This window comes from Psychrobacter sp. PL19, from assembly GCF_017875835.1.
Taxonomy (GTDB): domain Bacteria; phylum Pseudomonadota; class Gammaproteobacteria; order Pseudomonadales; family Moraxellaceae; genus Psychrobacter.
Genome location: NZ_JAGING010000001.1, coordinates 1,672,856 through 1,695,119, shown reverse-complemented (window position 1 = coordinate 1,695,119; position 22,264 = coordinate 1,672,856). Strand labels below are relative to the sequence as shown.

Below are 22,264 nucleotides of genomic sequence, written 5' to 3'. Positions count from 1 at the left end.
AGAGTGACGGCGCTGAAATAGCCATCATAAAAATTTTTTACTCACACTACAGTCGCATGGCAGCATGTTATACTGCTCGCAATTTCGCAACAACCCCTACCTCACTATTATATAAGCTTAAGATACTCTATGGCACTGATACATTTAAAAGATATTCACCTTGCCTTTGGCGTCGCTCCTGTCCTTGATGGTATTGACTTTGCTATCGATGCAGGCGAGCGCGTGTGCTTAATCGGCCGCAATGGCGAAGGCAAATCCACCTTGTTTAAGCTGATCAATAGCTCATTGCTGCCTGATAGCGGCGAAGTTATTATTAACAGCAGCGTACGCGTTGCCATGCTCGAGCAGGATGTGCCCGAAACCAATGGCAGAATATTAGATATCGTCATGGGCGGTAGTCGCCGTACCGCAGATCTACTGATCAACTATGATAAGCAAACTGACTTGTGCGCTAATGGTGATATGGATGCGTGCGAGCGTATGGCAGACTTGCAGCATGATATCGATGCGGTACATGGCTGGGATTTAGAGCGCGAAGCAACCCGTCTAATCACCACTATGGGGCTTGATCCAGAAGATGACTTATCGTCGCTCTCTGGTGGTCGTAAGCGCCGTGTTTTATTAGCACGCTCACTAGTGACCAAGCCTGATGTGCTGCTGCTCGATGAGCCGACTAACCATTTGGATGTTGATAGTATTGAATGGCTAGAGCGCTTCTTATTAGATTGGCAAGGGCTGACCTTACTGTTCGTCACCCATGACAGAGCCTTTGTTAATAAGTTATCAACCCGCATTATTGAGCTGGACCGCGGTCAATTGACCAGCTATGACGTGACCCAAGGTGCAGGTGGTTACGCACGCTATCAAGAGCTAAAAGAGCTACAGCTATTGGCTGAAGAGAAGAATAACGCTAACTTTGATAAGAAACTGGCTCAAGAAGAAGTATGGATTCGCCAAGGTATTAAGGCCCGACGTACCCGTAATGAAGGCCGCGTACGCGATCTAAAAGCATTGCGCGAAGAACGTGGCGACCGCCGTGAACAAGTCGGTAATGTCAACATTACCATGGGTCAAGGCGAAAAAAGCGGCAAGCTGGTTTGTAAAGTCAAAAACCTTCATCTTGAATATGATGGTAATGTGTTGGTCGACAACTTTACCACCACTATCATGCGCGGTGACAAGATTGGTATTGTCGGACCTAATGGCGCAGGCAAAACCACGCTGATTAAAGCCTTACTCGACATGTCAGACGACGAAGTGACCAAGACTGGCAGCGTTGAGTTAGGCACTAGCTTAAAGATCGCATTCTTTGACCAGCTGCGAGATCAGTTGGATCTTGAAGCCAGTGTGGCCCAAAACGTCTCAGAAGGCTCAGACTTTGTTGAAGTCGGCGGCCGCAAGACTCATATTATGAGTTATCTACAAGACTTCTTATTTGCCCCAGAGCGTGCCCGTACGCCCGTAAAAGCCCTATCAGGTGGCGAGCGTAACCGCGTGCTATTGGCCAAGCAGTTACTAAAACCTGCCAACATCCTGGTGCTCGATGAGCCTACCAACGATTTGGATATGGCGACCCTTGAGCTATTAGAAGAATCAGTAGCCAGTTTTAACGGTACAATTCTACTCATTAGTCATGATCGTTCATTTATGGACAACGTGGTTACCTCAACATGGGTATTTGATACCGATGAAGACAATAAAGGTATCGTCAAAGAATATGTGGGTGGCTACCAAGAATATCTGGTACAAAAAAATCGCGAGCAAGCCGCACTAGCAGCAAAATCTGGTAATAAGGGTGCGACCAATGGTAAGTCTGCTAATAAGTCAGCGCCAACGGCCAAGCCTAATAAAGCAGCCAAAAAGCTCAACTACAATGACCAACGTGAACTGGATAACTTACCAAAAGAGATTGCCGCTCTTGAAGCCGAACAAACTCAGCTCCAAGAAAAACTGGCTGATGGTTCGTGGTTTACTCAAGACGTTGATGCTGCGACCGCGGCTAGTGAACGCTTATTAACTATAGAAGAAGAGATGATGCATAAACTTGAACGTTGGGATATCCTTGAAGGCTGATCTGAACAGTGCTAGCGCTTCAATTTAAAACTGTTATTATGGTAATGCCACAAGCTTATTTTAAGGCGCTGTTTTGAAATAGTGCCTTAAAACTACTGCCTCTTATTATCTTTATGCATCACAAAATAATGTTAAGGGGTTTGCAACGGTTTATACCACCGACTAACACAATGTAAATGTACTGAAAGTTAGTGAACATTACCTTAATTTCAAGTATCATTCCCTATTGCTAAATATCCTTATAATTTATAAGGTGATTGGCAAATCCTCCTTAATAACTCAAACCTTGAAATTCTCTATATATTACAAGGATATGGTGAGTATTCTGTCATATTCAATAGACTATTATGACCTATTGAGGTGGTTTTATTTTTAACACAATAATTTATTTTATCACCAAAATAGCTTAGAATAGTAACAATTAGCAGAATTAGGCACAGCTAAAGTGGCTGGTGATCGATATTGTAAATTTCTAAGCCACAAACCCAGTGTGGGATAATCCCATTTCATTCACCTGGAGGAAGTATTAATGAGCCATGCCGAAGGCGTTAATGTACAACGCCGTAGAGTTCTAATTGCCTCAACTGCCGCGATTGGTGCAGTTGGAGTAGCTGCGGTGGCGACACCTTTTGTCCGTTCTTGGTATCCAAGTGCCAAAGCGGAAGCTGCAGGGGCTTCAGTTACCCAAGATATCGGTTCTGTTGACGCAGGACAAATGATTGTCATCAAATATCGTGGTAAACCTATTTTTGTAGTAAAGCGTACTGAAGAGATGCTGACGACCTTAGAATCGGTCAAGCCTTTGCTGGCTGACCCTGACTCAAGCGAATCGTTACAACCTGAATACTGTGCTAATCCTACACGCTCTATAGACCCCACTATCTTGGTGGTTGAAGGCGTGTGTACACATTTAGGTTGTGCACCGAACTACCGTCCCGATATTGGCGCGACTGACTTAGGTGGTAATGACTGGTATGGTGGATTTTTCTGCCCGTGCCATGGGTCTAAGTACGATTTAGCGGGCCGCGTCTATAGCGGTGTTCCTGCTCCGCTTAACTTACCCATCCCAGATTATAATGTGGATGGTACCATCTTGACGGTTGGGGAGGCTTAATATGAGTATGGGTAAAAATATCATGCGTTGGGTTGACGCACGCTTTCCGGCGACCGAGACCTATGAATATCACATGTCCAAATACTATGCACCAAAGAACTTTAACTTTTGGTACTTCTTTGGCGTGTTGGCAATGGTGGTGTTGGTTAACCAATTGGTCACCGGTATCTGGCTAACCATGATGTACAACCCGAGTGCCGAAGGGGCATTTGCGTCTGTTGAGTACATCATGCGTGACGTCAAGGGCGGTTGGCTCATCCGTTATATGCACTCGACCGGCGCTTCCGCATTTTTTGTGGTCGTGTATTTGCATATGTTTAGAGCATTGCTATACGGCTCATATCAAAAACCGCGTGAGCTTATTTGGCTTATCGGTATGGGCATTTACTTGTCTTTAATGGCAGAAGGTTTCTTCGGTTATCTCTTACCATGGGGCAACATGTCATTCTGGGGTGCACAGGTTATTCTAAACCTTCCTGCTGCTCTACCGGTCATTGGCGATGGTCTTGCTGAATGGGTACGTGGTGATTACATCATCTCAGGTATTACCCTAAACCGCTTCTTTGCGTTACATGTAGTCGCTATTCCACTAGTATTAGTCGGTTTGGTGTTCATGCATTTAGTGGCTCTACATCATGTGGGTTCGAATAACCCCGATGGTATTGACATCAAAAGGCTTAAAGACAAAAACGGCGTACCATTAGATGGTATTGAGTTCCACCCGTACTATACTGTGCATGACATGGTTGGTATCGTGGTGTTCTTTATTTGCTTCGCTGCAGTGGTGTTCTTCTTCCCAGAAGGTGGTGGTTTCTTCCTTGAGCCCCCTAACTTTGAGGCGGCAAACTCCCTAAAAACACCGGCGCATATTGCACCAGTATGGTACTACACACCGTTCTACGCTATCTTGCGAGCAGTACCTGACAAGCTTGGTGGTGTTATCGCCATGGGTGGAGCGATCGCGGTACTGTTCTTAGTACCTTGGCTGGATAGATCTCCTGTACGCTCAATGCGTTATAAAGGTGTCCTATCAAAAATCGCGTTGACCGTGTTTGCGATTAGCTTCATAGCCTTAGGTTATTTAGGTGCAACGCCAACGTCGCCAGCAGCAACTATAGCGGCGCGTGTGTTTACCGTCTTATATTTCCTATTTTTCTTATTGATGCCGATTTACACTGCCATTGAGAAGTGTAAACAGCCGCCAGAACGTGTCACCGGAGGTCACTAATGAACACGCTAACGAAATTCCTAACTGGTTTGGGCTTAGGTACGGCATTGACCTTAACGGCTGGTACCGCGACGGCCGCTGGCGGTGGTTGCGGCACCTTTACCAATGCTGAGGGTGTTGAAGAGCACTTAGCCTGTAGTGAAGCCCCGATTGACTTTACTAACAAGGGTTCGCAACAGAACGGTGCGAAGATTTTCATGAATTACTGCGCCGGTTGTCACTCTGCAAAGTATGTTCGTCACTCGCGTATCGCTAAAGACTTGGACATACCACCTGAGCTGGTCGAAAAATATCTGATGGTAACTACCGATCAGATTGGCGATCACATCGATGCCGAGATTGATCCTGATGTTCAAGCGGCATGGTTTGGAGCAGCGCCTCCAGACTTGTCACTAGTCACTAGACTGCGTGGTGACGACTGGGTTTATACCTATTTGTTGTCATTCTATGAGGATCCAAGCCGTCCTTGGGGTGCTAATAACCTAGTGCTACAGAACGCAGCGATGCCTCATGTACTGAACAACATGCAAAACAGCATGAGTCAAGAAGAGTTTGAAAGCGAAGTTGGCGATTTGGTTAACTTTATGGCATGGATGGGTGAGCCTGTTCGTCATGATCGTCGAGTTATCGGCTTCTTTGTTATACTGTTCTTGTTAGTGTTGCTCATTCCTGTTTACTTGCTCAATAAAGAGTTCTGGAAAGACGTCAAATAATTTGATAGCTAAGCTTAAAAATTAAGTTTAATAGCTAAGCACCGTTTATTTAAGCACCATATTGAGCACTACTTCGGTAGTGCTTTTTTATGGGCTAAAACTAGACCACTAATAAGCCAGTACGAGACCTAGTTTACGCTTCGCACCTTGATAAATAGGGCGATTTTGTTTACGATGGCAGCCTTAACCATTAACATTAGGCTTTCATGATTGATGCGAATGACATTCCAAGTAGTCAGCTGATTTTATACGCTGACGATGGGTACGACAGTCATGTGGTACGCCTATTACTTGAAGAAAAGAAGCTGGCTTACTATTTATCCCGCTTGCACTCAGAGCGTCCTGAAGATCTGACCGAGCTTAACCCCTACCATACCTTGCCGGTTTTGCAGCAGCGCGAAATTGCGCTGTACGAAATCAATGTTATTTTTGAATACCTTGAAGAGCGTTATCACACTAATAAACTGCTGCCTGACACCCCCCAAGAACGCGCGCAATTTCGGCAATTAGCATGGCGTATTCAGCGTGATTGGCTGGCATTAGGCAAACGCTTGCTCATGCATCCAGACAGCTTTAATAAGGCGCAGGCCGCTCATGCAAAAAAACAACTGACAGATTCTTTGGTCACCTTGTCGCCATTATTTGCTCATAAGCCCTATTTTATGGCTGATGATTTTGGCTGGTGTGATGTACTACTGGCGCCGCTATTATGGCGTTTAGACGAGATGGGTATCACGTTACCTCCAGCTATTAGCCGTCCCTTGATTGACTATCAAAAGCGACTATTTGATCGAGAAAGCTTTCAAAAGAGCGTGCGTTGAGTAAGTTAAGTAGTGATGACTCCTTTATCAAGCACAACTGTGCCGCAAGTAATAATACGGCCAGACAAGCATACCACCCAATAATAAATTCGCTAAAATATTCATTTGATACCATTAGTACAGGAAATTATAAGATGAGCGAGACTACTACTTCAGTCACTCCTACCCGCCCGTATATGGTGCGCGCCCTTTATCAATGGATAGAAGATAATGAGCTTACGCCCTACTTGATGGTCGATGCCACTGCCAAGAATGTACAGATTCCAACCGAACACGTACAAGACGGGCGTATTGTACTTAACATTGCCAGTCGCGCTACTGGCAATATGAGTATAGAGAACGACTACATTCATTTTAGTGCGCGTTTCAGTGGTGTGTCGCAAGAGATTTGGGTGCCACTGACTGCCGTGCTTGGAATTTATGCTAAAGAAAACTCGCAAGGTATGTTCTTTGATCCTAGTGAATATGATGACTATCAGCCAGAAGACGATGCCTCATCAACTAAACAAAATAGCACTAGTACTCCAAACAAGCCTAAACGTGATAATAAAGCGGGATTAAAAGTGTTGAAATAGTCATAATAACTACCGCAATAAAAAAGCTGAGCGTATCTAATACGCCCAGCTTTTTTATTGCATACTTTTTTATTGCATACTTATAGATTTCTACGTTCTGGGTAATGTCACGCCTTTTTGGCCTTGGTATTTACCACCGCGGTCTTTATAGCTGGTCTCACAGACATCATCAGCATCACTTTGGAAGAATAACATCTGTGCAACCCCTTCGCCCGCATAAATACGCGCCGGCAAATTAGTGGTATTACTGAATTCTAAGGTCACATGCCCTTCCCACTCGGGTTCAAGTGGCGTGACATTGACGATAATGCCGCAGCGCGCATAGGTCGATTTGCCCAGGCAAATAGTTAGTACGTCACGCGGAATGCGAAAATATTCAACGGTCCGTGCCAAGGCAAATGAATTGGGTGGAATGATGCATTCATTACCAACAATATCAATAAAGCTTTTTTCATCGAAGTTTTTGGGATCGACAATCACTGAATGGACGTTAGTGAAAACCTTAAACTCAGGGGCGCAGCGCACATCGTAACCATAGCTTGACGTGCCGTAGCTGATCAGACGCTCCCCAGCGTCGTTAAAGCGTACTTGACCCGCTTCAAACGGCTCAATCATATTATGATCTTCAGCCATTTGCCGAATCCAGCGGTCAGATTTAATAGACATTGTCATTCCTTAGCAAATATTTAATAGCGGTGATTATACGTAATTGCAGGCTCAATTTATAGAGTCGCTGGTACTTTTAGCGACATCTCTAAAAATGACTGATTTTGATAAAGGATCGTCTAATTCGTTATTGTTTGCAAAGTCACTCTTTTTCCTTAAAAGATACGCTGGTTATCAATAGGCTTAGCAAACTTATCGATATTGGCTTCAATATTTTTGGCAATACTTAAGTAATATGGAGCAAACTCATCATCAACTAAGACACTGGGCTCGCCTTTATCAACTTGAGCACGGATACCAGTAGCCAATGGTAACTGCCCTAATAGCGGCACCTGATATTGCTCAGCGATTCGCTCACCACCACCGACGCCAAAGATAGCTTCGGTATGATTACAATTGCTACAAGTGTGTAGAGCCATGTTCTCCACCACTCCTAGTACCGGAATATTAGTTTTTTTAAACATCTCGATACCTTTTTGAGCATCAAGTAGTGCAATGTGCTGCGGAGTAGTCACGATAACCGCGCCGGTGACCGGAATACGCTGTGCGAGCGTCAGCTGGATATCACCCGTACCAGGCGGCATATCAATCACTAGATAATCAAGCTGTGGCCAGTTGGTTTGGTTATACAGTTGCATCAGTGCACCAGTCGCCTTTGGTCCACGCCATGCTACTGGGGTATTATCACCATCGAGCAAGCTGCCAATAGATAACATCGCCATGCCATGCGCATTAACAGGAATAAATTGTTCGTTTTCTAGCTCAGGCTTTATATTGGCCACCCCCAACATAGTCGGCATACTGGGTCCATAGATATCCGCATCGAGTACACCTACCCGGTTGCCCAGCTTTTGTAATGCCAAGGCAATATTAACAGTAGTGGTTGATTTGCCGACCCCACCTTTGCCTGATGCTACCACGATAATATGGCGGATATGCGGGTGCCCAGACAGTGATGCCTGGGTTGGAGCCGCCTTGGTAATAGGTGGTTCTGCAGCAGGGCTAGGCTGCGCTGGCGTATTAGGAGTACCTGATAGTTTGCTCATGGCATCAGTCGTTTTTGGCATTTTCTGAGGCAAGCTTTTAGACTCACCCTTGGCGGACGCTGACAGACGCACATTCATATGGATCGCATTAATACCATGTGGGTGTAACAGCTGACCAAGCTCTTTTTGAATGGTTTCGGGATCGCTATCTTGTGGTAGGCGTAAATCTAAAGTGAGCTGGTCACCGTCACGATCTAAACCCGTGACCATCTGTGCAATACTGGTCTCACCGACTTCATAACCCAGCAACACTTTATCTACTGTACTATCACGTTCCGCTTTCTGCTGCGGAGTCTCAGATTTTGATTGCGTTCTTTTTTTTATAAAGTTAAACATAGCTACCTTCGCTTTGTATATGAATGAGGCTGATATTGGTATAAGTATAAATGGTTCAAGACGATTGCGATGTGAATTAAGCTTTAGTTTAACGCCTAATGTAAAGGTGATAAGTAGTCACTAAAATCCTTGGTACCAGTGTAGCCGAATTAGGCTTATAAAAAAACCACAACGCCAGTAGGTCTGAGCCTCATTCAATATATTCAGTACCATATTTGTAGGCAGCTGATTATTGGCAGCTATAATCGAATGTTAATAACCCATTACCAAAACCCTACTACGTTCAGTCATCAACCAGCGTTAGCAAATCACAGCTGAGAAAATCAGGCCTTATTAAACAGCCACCTATTACAGGGCTATCGGCTATTATATGGACAGGAATTGTGAGGCAATAAACAGATAAATAATCACGCCCGAAGCATCGCATACCGACGTTATCAAAGGCGCGCTGGCGGTCGCAGGGTCAAAGCCTATTTTGTTAAGCACAAAAGGCAGGCTCATCCCAATCACACAGCCAATCATTACCACTGACATCATACTAAGCGCTAACACTAGAGACACTACTTCGTCCCCGCGAATATAACCGATGATGGAAATAGCGACTGCCATGGTACCGCCCAATAGCACCGCAACCATCGCTTCTCGGCCCAGTAGCGAGAACCAATCACGCATCACGACATCACCAGTTGCCAGTGCACGTATCATCAAAGTAGCAGACTGGGAGCCGGCGTTACCGCCACTATCGACCAGTAGCGGTAAAAAGAATACCAATACTAGGTTGGCGGCAATCACATCTTCAAAATGGGAAATACCAATGCCAGAGAGCAGGTTGCCGAAGACTAAAAACACCAACCAGAATACCCGCTTGCGATATAGAATGCCAATGCTGACATCTTTTAGTCGGCCAACCATAGTAGAGACACCGCCCGATTTATGAAAGTCATCGGTAGCTTCATCACTAGCGACGTCCATCGCATCATCGTGGGTCACTATACCTACCAAGGCACCACTGTCATCGGTAATCGGTAATGCAATCAAATCATAACGAGCCACTGTTTTAGCGACATCTTCTTGATCATCATGTACGTTACTAGACACGATAGCACTGACCATGATTTCGCTAATTAATTGTTCAGGAGACGCTAGAATTAAAGTCCGTAACGACACGACGCCTAATAACTTGCGTTGTTCGTCAATCACGTAGGCGTGATAAATAGTTTCCGCGTCGGGCGCTTCTCTTCTTAGGTTAGCCAGTGCCTCATCGACAGTCATCGCCGCGCCTAAAGTAGCATAATCCGAAGTCATTAAGGCCCCAGCGGTACCTTCTTCATAAGCGGCTAATCTACGAATATCTTCGCGCTTCGCTTGGGCTAGTGCCGGTAATAAGGCATCACGTTGGTCTTGATTTAAACATTTATATAAGTCGGCCCGTTCATCAGCAGGCATTTCGCCCACCAATCTTGCCATACTATCCCGGGGGAACTCCTGTGCCAAAGCAACTTGAATATCAGTTTTTAGGTAAGAAAATATCGTAGAACGATTGGGCAAACGCTCTAGCAACTGCCAAGCAAACGCTGGCTTAATTAAGGCTAACATATCAGAAATATCGATGGGGCGTAATGCTTTAACCTGATTAATCGCTTGTTCAAACTCTTGTTGTTCAATGGCCTTGCTTAACGTCAATGCCAGGGTTTTATTGTGCATTATTTTTACTCCGTGCGATCCTAAAACGGTGCAACTAGCGCTTTTAAATAGGATCAATAAAAAGAGCCAATATCATTGGCTCTAGTTGATAGAAAAAAGATACTACCGAATTAATTATTGGTTATTAAACTTATAATATGAGCTAAACCATAAAGCGCCTCTATCATACCCGTTTGCTGAATATAACACCAAGCATCCGGCGCCTAGTTCATTTGATGACTGCTGATCTAGATTATGGCATCTCCAAATGACTGTTGATTAAAAAATGACTATAAAAAACCACAACGCCAGTAGGTCTGACATTGTGGTTAACTCATTTTTGTTTTTATAGTGATCAGTGCTGCAGCTTATAGTTACATTGCCTTAAAAAGCTACGTCATAAAAAGCTATTTCATACACCAACCATGACTGGCATTGATAGACTGTCCCGTGAAGACATTGGTTGGGAAAGCCGCTAAAAACAGGGCTAATTGCGACACGTCTTCAACGGTCGTGAACTCTTTGTCGACCGTATTGATCAGCATAATGTCATTGACCACGGACTCTTCGCTGATGCCTTTTTCCGCCGCCTGTAATGGAATTTGCTTTTCAACCATCTCAGTTTTTACAAACCCTGGACACAGCAAGTGCGTACGCACGTTATGCGGCGCACCTTCTTTTGCCATAACACGACACAGTCCAAGCAGACCATGCTTAGCCGTGACATAAGGTGCTTTATATAGTGATGAATCATGCGAGTGCACCGAGCCCATATAGATTATCGTGCCACCTTTGTCGTCTTTATACATATGTTGAATAGCCGCTTTGGTAGTTAAAAATGCCCCATCTAAATGAATAGCGAGCATTTTTTTCCAATTGTCAAAGCTCATTTTATTGATGGGATCAATCAGCTGAATACCCGCGTTAGAAACTAGAATATCGATACTACCAAAGGTATCTACCAGTTTTTGCACGCCATCATTAACCGCATCTTCAGAAGTGACGTCCATGACAATTGCCAGAGCACGACCGCCAGCGGCTTCAATAGTATCAACGGTCTGCTGTGCGGCTGCCATATTGATATCAGCAATACCAACGGCTGCCCCTGCTTGGGCATAAGTCTCAGCGATATCACGGCCGATACCCCCTGCAGCACCAGTGATTAAAGCTACCTTGCCTGTTAAATCCTGCTGTATTTGGGTCGCCATATTTTATCCTTATTATGGGTTGTTATGATAATAACGACAAAACGCTGTCGTTATGGCACGCAAATTCCTTGTGCCATTATTATAGCGTTCTAACGCTACCATCAAGGGTTGTCGCGCGTTATGAAATGATTCTTATTACGCGATTTTATATAAACAACAGTGATTAAGCTGCTGTTATTGGGAAGGGGAAAAACAGTTATTTACTAAGGGTAATCTATTATTAAATATTGGTTATGTACTGCTATTTTTTTGATTGTTACTGGATAGGACTTACTAATTGAATCTTTGTGTGTTCTGAGACTTAAGCTTTGTATCTTCTGATACTTAAGCGTTAGGTGTACTGATTATGCAGGGATGGGACGATTGGTAAAGCGAGGCAAACAATTACAGTTGTAGAAATTACAGTTATAAAAAAAGCACAGCTATTATGTCAAGATTGTACTTAAAATGGCTATTAGACATGAGGTATTAGATGCGAGTTACTAGATATAAGGTATCTGATGACAACTACCACTGGGTTAGTGACAATAGCCTACTAGCAGCTAAGGGTTGTTGCCCTGTTTAGTAACTTGGTTAACTGTTATTAAATGTAACATAATATGTATTTAATAAAAACTATTAAATACATATTATTATGTAGCTACTTGGTAAGTGTCAATAAGTAATGATTACTTAATAATAGTTACTTAATAATAGTTACTTAATAATAGTTACTTAATAATAGTTACTTAATAATAGTTACTGGGGTTTTTTGTTGGAGCTCTGCGAAGCTAACGCCCTCTGCTAGCTCAACTAATTTTAAACCCTGGTCAGTGACATCTAATACCGCAAGTTCGGTGATAATACGATCCACTACACCTTTACCAGTTAATGGCAGCTCACAGTTGGCAAGGATTTTTGGATCGCCATGTTTATTGACCTGCTCCATTATGATGATCACTCGTTGCACGCCTGCGACTAAGTCCATGGCGCCGCCCATACCCTTGACCATCTTTTTAGGAATCATCCAGTTGGCTAGATCACCGTGCTCTGAGACTTCCATTGCCCCTAGGATCGCCAGATTGACATGGCCACCGCGAATCATCGCAAACGATTCTGAGCTACTAAAATAACTGGCACCTGGCGCAGTCGTTACGGTCTGCTTACCAGCATTAATCAAATCAGCGTCAACCTTGTCTGCGGTTGGAAACTCACCAATACCCAGTAAACCATTTTCTGACTGTAGCCAAACATCCATCCCTTCAGGGATATAGTTGGCCACCAAGGTTGGCAGACCAATACCCAAGTTCACATAATAGCCATCTTTTAGCTCTTGCGCTGCACGCTGCGCCATCTGTTCTCTTGTCCATGCCATGATACATTCCTTATTTTTACGGTATTCTATTGTTATCGATTTGCTAACTATTTTTGAAAAAAGCTAATTTTTGAAGAAGCTAAACGCCTTCAACCGCTTTAGTCGTGGTTTTTTCAATGCGTTTCTCAGGATTGCTATTAAGTACAATACGCTGCACAAAAATACCTGGTAAATGAATCTCGTCAGGATCAAGCGTCCCAATCTCGACGATTTCTTCTACTTCAGCAATGGTAATCTTGCCAGCCATCGCGCAGTCTGGATTGAAGTTACGGGCAGTCTTATTAAATATTAAGTTGCCGGCTTTATCGGCTTTTTGTGCTTTGATTAAGGACACATCAGCCACTAACGAATGTTCCAGCACATAAGTACGGCCGTCAAAATCACGGGTTTCTTTGCCTTCGGCAACTAGCGTACCCACACCCGTCGCAGTATAAAACGCCGGTATGCCAGCGCCGCCAGCACGTAACTTTTCAGCAAGTGTGCCTTGAGGAGTCAGTTCAACTTCTAACTCGCCTGCCAAATATTGACGCTCAAATTCTTTGTTTTCGCCTACATAGGAGGAGATCATTTTTTTTATTTGCCGAGTTTGCAATAGCAGACCCAATCCAAACTCGTCCACACCCGCGTTATTACTGATACAGGTCAAATCTTTGACCCCACTGTCACGCAGGGCTTCGATTAACGCTTCAGGAATACCACACAGACCAAAACCGCCAATGGCTAGGGTCTGTCCATCATTGATAATACCTTCTAGCGCACTGTTAGCACTGCTATATACTTTTGATTGACTCATACTAATCTCCTACGATTATCACATCTGTTTTTATAATCAGTTTGTGGATTTAAATGATTGGAACTTATAGGCTGTCGATTATATTTTTGTCATTGCTGACGCATTTTTGAATACTTTTCTTAGTCTGAATGCCTGTGTTTATTATTATCTACATTTGGCGGGTCGTTGACGTCGCTTACTCATGCGTACTCTAGGGTTGTTAACATAGATTAACGTTTGAATGGCAGTGTTTTTGTGCTGCTATACTAATAATAATACGATATGTATCGATATATAATGTTCGCTATAGTTATGCTAAGTTAACATATAATTCTCAACGCGACTAGAAAATAAAATTAATGGAACGATGGCAGCGGCGCCTAGAGTTTTTAATATGAATATTAGTGCACACTCAATATAGTCCATTCAACAGCACTGTGCGAATAACTTATCCTGAGAAATAGCTTATTGACCTATCACAGCAAGCAATACATAATTGCCGCTTGTTTGATTTATTGATGCCAAGGAGAGGTGCCTATGTTCAGCACGCTTGCGATTGTTATTACTTTATTACTTTTGATGTTCTTTGCTTATCGTGGTTATTCGGTGCTGATTTTGGCACCGATTATGGCAATATTAGCAGTGCTACTGTCAGGTGATTTTTTAAGCAGTATCCCTGCTTATACTGATGTCTTTATGTCCGCATTAAGCGGATTTTTGCTCAAATTTTTCCCTATTTTCTTATTAGGCGCTCTATTTGGTCGCCTAATGGCGGACTCTGGGGCGGCAACCGCAATTGCCAATACCGTGGTCAAAAAGCTAGGAGCCAGCAAGGCTATTCTTGCAGTGATCTTGGTCTGCGCCATTTTGACCTATGGCGGGGTATCATTATTTGTGGTGGCCTTCGCCATCTACCCAATCGCTAAAGATTTGTTTAAGGCGGCTGATATTCCTAAGCGCTTGATACCCGCAGCGATCGCGCTAGGGTCATTTACCTTTACTATGACTGCACTACCGGGCACGCCTGCAATTCAAAACGCCATTCCTATTCCGTATTATAATACCAACGTCTTTGCCGCCCCCATCTTGGGTATTATCGGCGGTACCATCATGTTCTTCTGTGGTTGGTTATGGCTACAATCACGGGCTCGTAAAGCCAATGCTGCTGGCGAAGGCTATGGCCAACATGACGATGAGGATGAAGGACAAGGCTTAGGCTCACAAAGTAACGATTCTCAGAGCAATGTGGCCAAAAGCAACTTAGCCACTGACGCTGAGGCACGCGATACCCATCAGACATCATTTACTATCGCGATGATTCCGTTGATATTGGTCATTAGTTTAAACGCCTTACTAACTTATGCCATTTTTCCATCAATGGATTTTAGTGACCTACAAACCCAGTTTCCTGACTTGAATATCGCCGGCTCACTCGGTTTATGGTCAATTATTATTTCGCTGGTCGTGGCTTGTGTGGTGCTGATCTTATTGCGTATCGGTCATTGGGTTAATTTACAAAAAACCATTAACCGCGGTACTTATGATTCCATGTTGCCGATTTTTAATACCGCATCTGAAGTGGGTTACGGGGCTGTTATCGCCTCACTTGCGGGCTTTATTATCATTCGTGATAGCATCTTGAACCTAAGCCCTGATAATCCGTTGATTTCAGAAGCGGTCGCCATGACCACCCTTGCTGGGATCACCGGTTCATCTTCTGGCGGTTTGAGTATTGCGCTATCGACTTTGGGTGAAGACTATTTGAGAATGGCAGTTAACGCTGGGATCGATCCTGAACTGATGCATCGGGTAGCTGTTATGGCAGCCGGTGGTCTTGACACTCTACCGCATAGTGGCGCGGTCATCACACTTCTGGCGATTTGTGGCCTAACCCATAAGCAGTCTTATCTAAACCTTGCTATGGTAACAATGGTTATTCCACTAATTGCTGTAGCAGCGGTTATTACTTTGGGCACGCTATTTGGTTCGTTTTAGTCAGGGTTATAGCCATAATTCAATGGCCATTGCTAAAGGTCGTTGGCTGTGACCAGTATTTAAATTTTAGTAGTAACTGAGCACAGGTATTTAATTTCAAAACCCAATTGGTTAATAGCTGGTTGGGTTTTGTGATTATTAAGGATTAAAAACAATGATCAAAGATTTTGAAAGTAGAAGAGAAAATAAGTACCTTACTAATGAGTATGTCATGTGACTGTTATAGAGATAATTACTAAGCAATGGCACAAATTCAGCCAAATTACGGTATCATAGGCGCAATTTTTATTTTTATAACGTCGTGTCTTTAACTCCCTGTTTATGATTGGCTTATGACTAGCGGATACCGCTATTGTTAACCATGATTTGCTAGTAGTTAGAGGCTTGTGACGTTTAATAATTAACCCGTTTTTATTGTGATATAGGTGATTTTGTGCGTGAGATTTTAGTAACCAGTGCCCTGCCCTACGCCAATGGCTACATTCATTTGGGCCATCTTGTAGAATACATTCAAACTGACATTTGGGCGCGCGCAATGAAAGCCCAAGGCCACCAGGTCACCTATGTCTGCGCTGATGATGCACATGGCACCGCTATCATGCTCAAGGCTGAAGATAATGGCATTACACCAGAAGAGCAAATTGCCACTGTTAAGGCTTCACATGAAGCGGACTTTGCTAAATTTTTGATTGAATTTGATAATTATCACACCACCCATTCAGAAGAAAATAAGCATTTCTCCGAGCTGATTTATCGTAGGCTTGATAGCGCTGGACATATCAGCACCAAAGACGTTGAGCAACTATTTGATCCCGAAAAAAAGCTATTCTTAGCAGATCGTTTCGTCAAAGGCACTTGCCCTGAATGCGCAGCTGCTGACCAATATGGTGATAACTGCGAAGTATGTGGCACTACCTATAACGCTACAGAACTCAAAGACCCACAATCGACGCTATCGGGTGCGACGCCTGTTCTCAAGACCTCCAAACATTATTTCTTTGATTTGCCAGAATTTAGCCAATTCTTACAAGATTGGACACGCACTGATAATCGCTTGCAGTCTTCTATTGTTAACAAGCTACAAGAATGGTTTGAAGCCGGTCTTGCCAGCTGGGATATTTCCCGTGATGCGCCCTACTTTGGCTTTCAGATTCCAGACACCCCAAGTAATGAGCCGGACAAATACTTTTATGTGTGGTTAGACGCACCAGTGGGCTATATGGCCAGCTTCAAAAACCTGTGTGAGCAGCGAAAAGGTACCGATAAAGCCCTCGACTTTGATCGCTATTGGTTGCAAGAAAATGAGCATAAAACTGAGGTTTATCATTTCATTGGTAAGGATATTGTCTATTTCCATGCGCTATTTTGGCCAGCGATGCTTGCCGGCAGTGAGTTACGCACGCCAACTGGAGTCTTTGCGCATGGGTTTTTGATGGTCAATGGCGAAAAAATGAGTAAGTCGCGCGGTACCTTTATTAAAGCTGAAACCTACGCTGAATATCTACATCCTGAATATTTGCGTTATTACTTTGCCAGTAAGCTGTCTGATAAAGTTGAAGATATCAACCTGGATTTAGAAGACTTCATGCAAAAGGTCAATTCTGATTTGGTTGGTAAGGTGGTCAATATTGCCAGTCGCAGTGCAGGATTTTTGGTCAAAAAATATGATGGCATGCTAACAGAGATTTGTGCCGAACCGCGCCTGTTAGAAGACATTACCAAAACGGGTGATGAGATTGCTGCAGCCTATGAAAATCGTGAGTTCTCACGGGCCATGCGCTTAATCATGCAGTGTGCTGACAAGGCCAACGAGTATATCGATGACAAAAAACCTTGGGCGCTTGCCAAGCTTGAAGGCTCTGAGCAAGAAGTACAAGATGTCTGCTCGGTGGCGATTAACATTTTCCGTCAACTCATGGTATATCTCGCGCCAGTATTGCCTGAGCTGACTGCTAATGCCAAAGAGTTCTTAAATATTGACGACTTAAGCTTTGCTAGCCGTAACCAGTGGTTGCTTGGCCATCAAATCAAAAAATTCAAACCATTAATGCAGCGTATTGAAGAAAAAGACGTCGCGGCCATGGTTGAAGCCTCAAAAGCCTCATTGGCCCCAGCTGAGGCCCCAAGCACTAGCCCAACAGCAAAGCCAGCAGCAACCAATACTACTGTTGCTAACAACGATAATGAGCCAACTGATTATATTAGCATTGACGATTTTGCTAAGGTTGAGATGAAAGTTGCCCACGTCTTAGCTTGTAATTATGTTGAAGGCGCTGATAAGCTCCTGCAATTTATCCTAGATGTCGGTGAGGCCCAACCACGTAATGTGTTCAGCGGTATTCGTAAATTTTATGAGCCTGAACAATTAGTCGATAAAAAGGTAATTTGCGTCACCAACCTCGCGCCGCGTAAGATGAAGTTTGGCATATCAGAAGGCATGGTATTATCAGCTGGTGACCCTAAGACAGCACTGGTGGTCATTACTTTACCGGATCAAGCCGTGGTTGGTGATCTGCTTGCTTAGTAAGTAAGCAATGACCTAGCAATCAATGACCTAGCGAGCAGTGAAGAAGGTGTCCTTAGTGGCATCTTTTTTTATCGTAAAATAAGTGTCCATCAAGACAAATCGATAACCTTTAAAACCCGTAAATAATACAGTTAAAATACTTTAATAAAATATTATAAACGCTAGGTTTTAAGCCGTTTATAACTGCATGCTTTAGATAACCAATACACCATTTATGCCTGAGTATTGCTACTGACAAACCCGCTTTAATTTCTTATTGCCATTAGTTACATTACTGTCATAATACAACCATCATGATCAAGGAATCGATCACCCTAATGTTAGCCCGTTCTTGTAACATCGATTAGGCTAACCTGCATTTTTTAACCTATGAGCCAAACTAATAATGACTATTACCTCCACTCTACGCCTAAGCCTGTGCGGAGCTGCTATTAGTGCCATCAGTGCGCTTGGCCTAATAGGCTGCTCAAATTCTTCTACTGACAATAAGGCGGCGGCTGATAATAGTAGCGTCAACGCGGACAAACCAGCCAAGACCTTGGCCATAACCCAGATTGTCGAGCACCCATCGCTAGATGACATGCGCCGTGGCATCATCGATGAGCTGGCAGATAATGGTTATGTCGAAGGTAAAAACTTAACCGTTAACTTTCAAAGTGCCCAAGGTAACACGGCAACAGCCGGTCAGATTGCTAAGCAATTTGCTGGCGACAACCCTGATGTTATTGTCGCTATCTCCACCCCTTCAGCACAGTCTATCGTTTCAGCAACCACTACAATACCCATTGTCTATACCGCTGTTTCAGATCCACTGGGTGCCAAGTTGATTACCGCAGATGGTAAACCGTTTCAAGACAATTTAACCGGACTTTCTAGCCAATTACCTCTAGAGCCCCAACTGGACTTATTACAAAAAATTAAGCCAAGTATTAAGACCATTGGCTATGTCTATAGCCCTGGCGAAGCCAATTCGGTATCTTTACGAGATGACCTGAAAGACGCTTTACCGGCGCGAGGCCTGTCATTACTAGATATCCCCGCCAATCGCCCCACAGATATTGGGATGGCAACGCGCAGCTTACAAGGACGTGCCGACATCATTTATACCTCATTTGATAATAACGTGGCATCCGCTTTTGAAGCGATGACCCAAGCGGCTAATGAAATTAAAATGCCGATTATTGCCTCAGATGAATTCAGTGTTCAGCGCGGTGCAACTGCCGCCCTGGGTGTTAATGATTACGACTTTGGTCGTATCACCGGCAAAATGGTTTACCGAATCTTCAATGGCGAAGCAGTTAACACCATCAAGCCTGAAGTCATGAATGAGCTAACTTTATACGTCAGCCCTAAACACGCTAAAGCGCAAGGGGTTAACTTGCCAGCAGATATGCTTAAAAATGCCATCAATGTTGATACCAAAACTCAAAAATAAAGCTCAAAAATAAAGCTCAAAAATAAAACTCAGAAATAAAGCTCAAATAGCAAGGAAGCACATAACTGCCAGCAAATAAATATTAATTATTTATAACTGCTGTGAACACTACCCTGTATTTATTGTACGGACACATTACTATTTTTAGGAGTAACACCTATGTTGTATCGAAATCGTTTTGCCAAAGCTCTATTATGGGGTGGAGTTTGTACCACTATCCTGACCGGTTGCAATCAGTCAGGGCAAGATACGACTGCTAATGACGCGGCGGCTGGTGATGCGGCAACGGCTATGAAAACTGTTGCCATCACCGCTATTGTTGATCACCCTGCACTCGACGAAGTGCGTAAAGGCGTTATCGATGAGCTGGCTGAGGCCGGCTTTAAAGAAGGTGAAAACCTAACCATTAATTACCAAAGTGCACAAGGTAACACCGCAACAGCGGGTCAGATTGCTAAGCAATTCGTCGCGGACAATCCAGACGTCATCGTTGCTATTGCCACCCCATCTGCGCAATCAGTTGCTGCGTCGACCAGTAGTATTCCTTTAGTATTCTCAGCGGTTACCGACCCAGTCGAAGCCAAGCTGGTTCCGAAACTTGATGGCTCTGGTACTAACGTTACCGGTGCCTCAGATGCGCTTCCTTATGAACCGCAAATCGAATTAATGCGCCAAATTATTCCAGGTCTAAAAGACGTCGGTTATGTTTATAGCCCAGGTGAAGTCAACTCAACCATTATTCTAAAAACGTTAAAAGAAAAACTGGCACCACTCGGTATCAAGGTGCATGAGGCCCCAGCGCAACGTAGTACTGATATTGCTATGGCAGCCCGTAGCCTTGCCGGTAAGGTCGACATGATCTATACCTCAACCGATAATAACGTGGTCTCAGCTTATGAGTCGCTGTACCAAGTGGCTAGAGAAAGCAAGATTCCTCTGATCGCTTCTGATACTAGCTCTGTTGCGCGTGGTGCTGTTGCGGCATTAGGGGTCAATTATTATGATCTTGGTCGCGAAACCGGTAAGATTGTAGTGCGCATTTTAAAAGGTGAAAAAGCAGGCGAGATCGCGGTTTACACCCCCCAGGTTCTTGATTTATATGTCAGCCCAAAAAATGCCGAAGCTGAAGGCATCAGTTTGCCACAAGCGGTTATCGATAAAGCAAAAGAAGTGGTAGAATAGCGTTTTTTATTAGTCACAACGTTAGACAGGTGGTTTTACTAAATATTTAATGATCAGTAGTCATCTGTCTTTCATGCCTTAATATGTTTGTTCAATATATAAACCCAGCGATAAGTCAATTAGCTGGGCTTATTGTTTTAGTTACGCTATAAGCTTCTATTTTGAGCATTTGATAGTGTTGAAAGTTCTTAATGTTTTGAGCCAAAATTTTAAACTCAAATCTTAAGCCAAGGTAGATTATGATAGTTCCCCATCGTGACATGTTTTGGTTTACCCTAACCGCAGATTGTTTAATCTGTTAAATTCACCGCCTGGCTGTTCGGATAATAGGTATTTATGAATGACGCTCATTTATTCGCCATAGACCCTGAACGCTTGGTTATGACTTACTGATCCCTTATGTCTCTAATTGCATTTTTTGGTGCGCTTGAAAGTGGTCTGATTTATGGCCTCGTAGCACTTGGCGTCCTTATCTCTTTTCGTACTCTAGATTTTCCTGATTTAACAGCAGACGGTAGTTTTCCGTTAGGTGGCGCGGTTGCAGGTATCTCTATTATCGCGGGCATCAACCCTTGGCTGGCTTGCGCTTTTGGTATGCTTGCAGGTTCTGTGGCAGGTATTGTCACCGCCTGGTTACATGTCAAACTCGGTATTTTGCAACTGTTGGCCAGTATTTTAGTGATGGTAGCACTATACTCAGTCAACCTACGCATTATGGGGGCGCCAAACCTGCCCTTATTAGGTGAAACTACTGTATTTAGCTCCCTAGTTAATGATGGTAATGGCTATTGGATGCGCTGTTTGATTATTGGCGTGGTGGTGGTCCTCGCGAAGTTATTTTTAGATTGGTTTTATAATACCGAAACCGGACTATCGATGCGGGCAACGGGCTCCAACCTAAAAATGGCCCAAGCCCAAGGTATCAATACCTCATGGATGACCATTGTCGGTATGGCAGTTTCTAACGGACTGATTGCCTTAGCCGGTGCGTTATTTGTACAGACCCAGGGTGGCGCAGATATCTCTATTGGTATTGGTACTATCGTTATTGGTCTGGCAGCAGTTATTATTGGGGAGACCATCATTCCTGCTAAACGTATTTGGCTGATTACCATTGCGGTTATTGTCGGTGCGGTCCTTTATAAGCTATTCATTCAAGTGGCACTATCGAGCGATATCCTGCGTAGCATTGGCTTTGGCCCGCAAGACTTGAACTTGATTACCGCATTATTGGTGGTATTCGCTTTGGTATTGCCTAAAGCTAAGAATAGATTTTTAAGCCGTAAATTACGCGCTTAAGATCAACGACTAAAGCCACGATAAAAGCGACTGTGCTCACCTATAGTTAAAACACCTTAAAAACGCGACAGTACTGCTGGTATAAGCTTTTTGCAGCCTCTGTCTGCGTAGGCACAGCAAGCAAGAAAAACGTATGCCAGCAGTAAGTTATGTATCGATATTACTTTTCATTGACTATAGCTTGAATGAAGCATCAGGAATAGTAATTAAGAACTAGTGACTAAAAAAATAGTAACT

Annotated in this window: 17 protein-coding genes; 11 read left to right on the top strand and 6 right to left on the bottom strand. The window is 43.7% G+C overall.

Annotated features, from left to right (window positions below):
• Positions 1-129: 129 nt before the first annotated feature.
• From H4W00_RS06910 to H4W00_RS06885, 6 genes are all read left to right on the top strand, one after another.
• A complete protein-coding gene (locus H4W00_RS06910) occupies positions 130-2,073 on the top strand; it encodes an ATP-binding cassette domain-containing protein (protein WP_209956842.1) in 1,944 nt (647 codons plus the stop codon).
• A gap of 529 nt (positions 2,074-2,602) precedes the next feature.
• Positions 2,603-3,187: a ubiquinol-cytochrome c reductase iron-sulfur subunit gene (petA, locus tag H4W00_RS06905; protein ID WP_209956841.1), complete on the top strand. Its 585-nt coding sequence runs from the start codon at positions 2,603-2,605 to the stop codon at positions 3,185-3,187.
• A gap of 22 nt (positions 3,188-3,209) precedes the next feature.
• A complete protein-coding gene (locus H4W00_RS06900) occupies positions 3,210-4,415 on the top strand; it encodes a cytochrome b (protein ID WP_209959025.1) in 1,206 nt (401 codons plus the stop codon).
• Positions 4,415-5,128 (top strand): cytochrome c1, encoded by a 714-nt coding sequence (locus tag H4W00_RS06895; protein WP_209956840.1) that lies wholly within the window; start codon positions 4,415-4,417, stop codon positions 5,126-5,128. Before H4W00_RS06900 ends, H4W00_RS06895 begins: the two co-directional genes overlap by 1 nt.
• A 206-nt stretch (positions 5,129-5,334) precedes the next feature.
• Entirely contained in the window at positions 5,335-5,949 is a 615-nt protein-coding gene (locus tag H4W00_RS06890) for a glutathione S-transferase N-terminal domain-containing protein (protein ID WP_209956839.1), read from the top strand.
• A gap of 134 nt (positions 5,950-6,083) precedes the next feature.
• Positions 6,084-6,524 (top strand): ClpXP protease specificity-enhancing factor, encoded by a 441-nt coding sequence (locus H4W00_RS06885; protein WP_209956838.1) that lies wholly within the window; start codon positions 6,084-6,086, stop codon positions 6,522-6,524.
• Positions 6,525-6,614: 90 nt separating this feature from the next.
• On the opposite strand, the gene dcd is transcribed toward H4W00_RS06885, so the two are convergent.
• From dcd to H4W00_RS06855, 6 genes are all read right to left on the bottom strand, one after another.
• The gene (gene dcd, locus H4W00_RS06880) at positions 6,615-7,190 is read right to left on the bottom strand and encodes a dCTP deaminase (RefSeq protein ID WP_209956837.1); all 576 of its coding nucleotides are present in this window, start codon (positions 7,188-7,190) and stop codon (positions 6,615-6,617) included.
• A gap of 155 nt (positions 7,191-7,345) precedes the next feature.
• A complete protein-coding gene (gene apbC / locus H4W00_RS06875; RefSeq protein WP_209956836.1) occupies positions 7,346-8,572 on the bottom strand; it encodes an iron-sulfur cluster carrier protein ApbC in 1,227 nt (408 codons plus the stop codon).
• 366 nt (positions 8,573-8,938) lie between these two features.
• Entirely contained in the window at positions 8,939-10,276 is a 1,338-nt protein-coding gene (gene mgtE / locus H4W00_RS06870) for a magnesium transporter (RefSeq protein ID WP_442793075.1), read from the bottom strand.
• A gap of 386 nt (positions 10,277-10,662) precedes the next feature.
• Complete coding sequence (locus tag H4W00_RS06865; protein WP_209956835.1) at positions 10,663-11,463, bottom strand: 3-hydroxybutyrate dehydrogenase; 801 nt, start codon at positions 11,461-11,463, stop codon at positions 10,663-10,665.
• A gap of 724 nt (positions 11,464-12,187) precedes the next feature.
• Positions 12,188-12,817 carry a CoA transferase subunit B gene (locus tag H4W00_RS06860; RefSeq protein WP_209956834.1) on the bottom strand — a complete coding sequence of 210 codons (630 nt, stop codon included), beginning with the start codon at positions 12,815-12,817 and terminating at the stop codon, positions 12,188-12,190.
• A gap of 79 nt (positions 12,818-12,896) precedes the next feature.
• Positions 12,897-13,610 (bottom strand): CoA transferase subunit A, encoded by a 714-nt coding sequence (locus H4W00_RS06855; protein WP_209956833.1) that lies wholly within the window; start codon positions 13,608-13,610, stop codon positions 12,897-12,899.
• 516 nt (positions 13,611-14,126) lie between these two features.
• Here H4W00_RS06855 and H4W00_RS06850 point away from each other — a divergent pair.
• The 5 genes from H4W00_RS06850 (at position 14,127) to H4W00_RS06830 (ending at position 22,027) form a co-directional block, all read left to right on the top strand.
• Complete coding sequence (locus H4W00_RS06850) at positions 14,127-15,584, top strand: GntP family permease (RefSeq protein ID WP_209956832.1); 1,458 nt, start codon at positions 14,127-14,129, stop codon at positions 15,582-15,584.
• A 433-nt stretch (positions 15,585-16,017) separates the two neighbouring features.
• Complete coding sequence (metG, locus tag H4W00_RS06845) at positions 16,018-18,108, top strand: methionine--tRNA ligase (protein WP_209956831.1); 2,091 nt, start codon at positions 16,018-16,020, stop codon at positions 18,106-18,108.
• Between the two features lie 388 nt (positions 18,109-18,496).
• Positions 18,497-19,546, top strand: a complete 1,050-nt coding sequence (locus tag H4W00_RS06840; RefSeq protein ID WP_209956830.1) for an ABC transporter substrate-binding protein — start codon at positions 18,497-18,499, stop codon at positions 19,544-19,546.
• 159 nt (positions 19,547-19,705) lie between these two features.
• Complete coding sequence (locus H4W00_RS06835; protein WP_209956829.1) at positions 19,706-20,728, top strand: ABC transporter substrate-binding protein; 1,023 nt, start codon at positions 19,706-19,708, stop codon at positions 20,726-20,728.
• Between the two features lie 399 nt (positions 20,729-21,127).
• On the top strand, positions 21,128-22,027 hold the full coding sequence (locus tag H4W00_RS06830; protein ID WP_209956828.1) for an ABC transporter permease: 900 nt from the start codon (positions 21,128-21,130) through the stop codon (positions 22,025-22,027).
• The last annotated feature ends 237 nt before the right edge of the window (positions 22,028-22,264 follow it).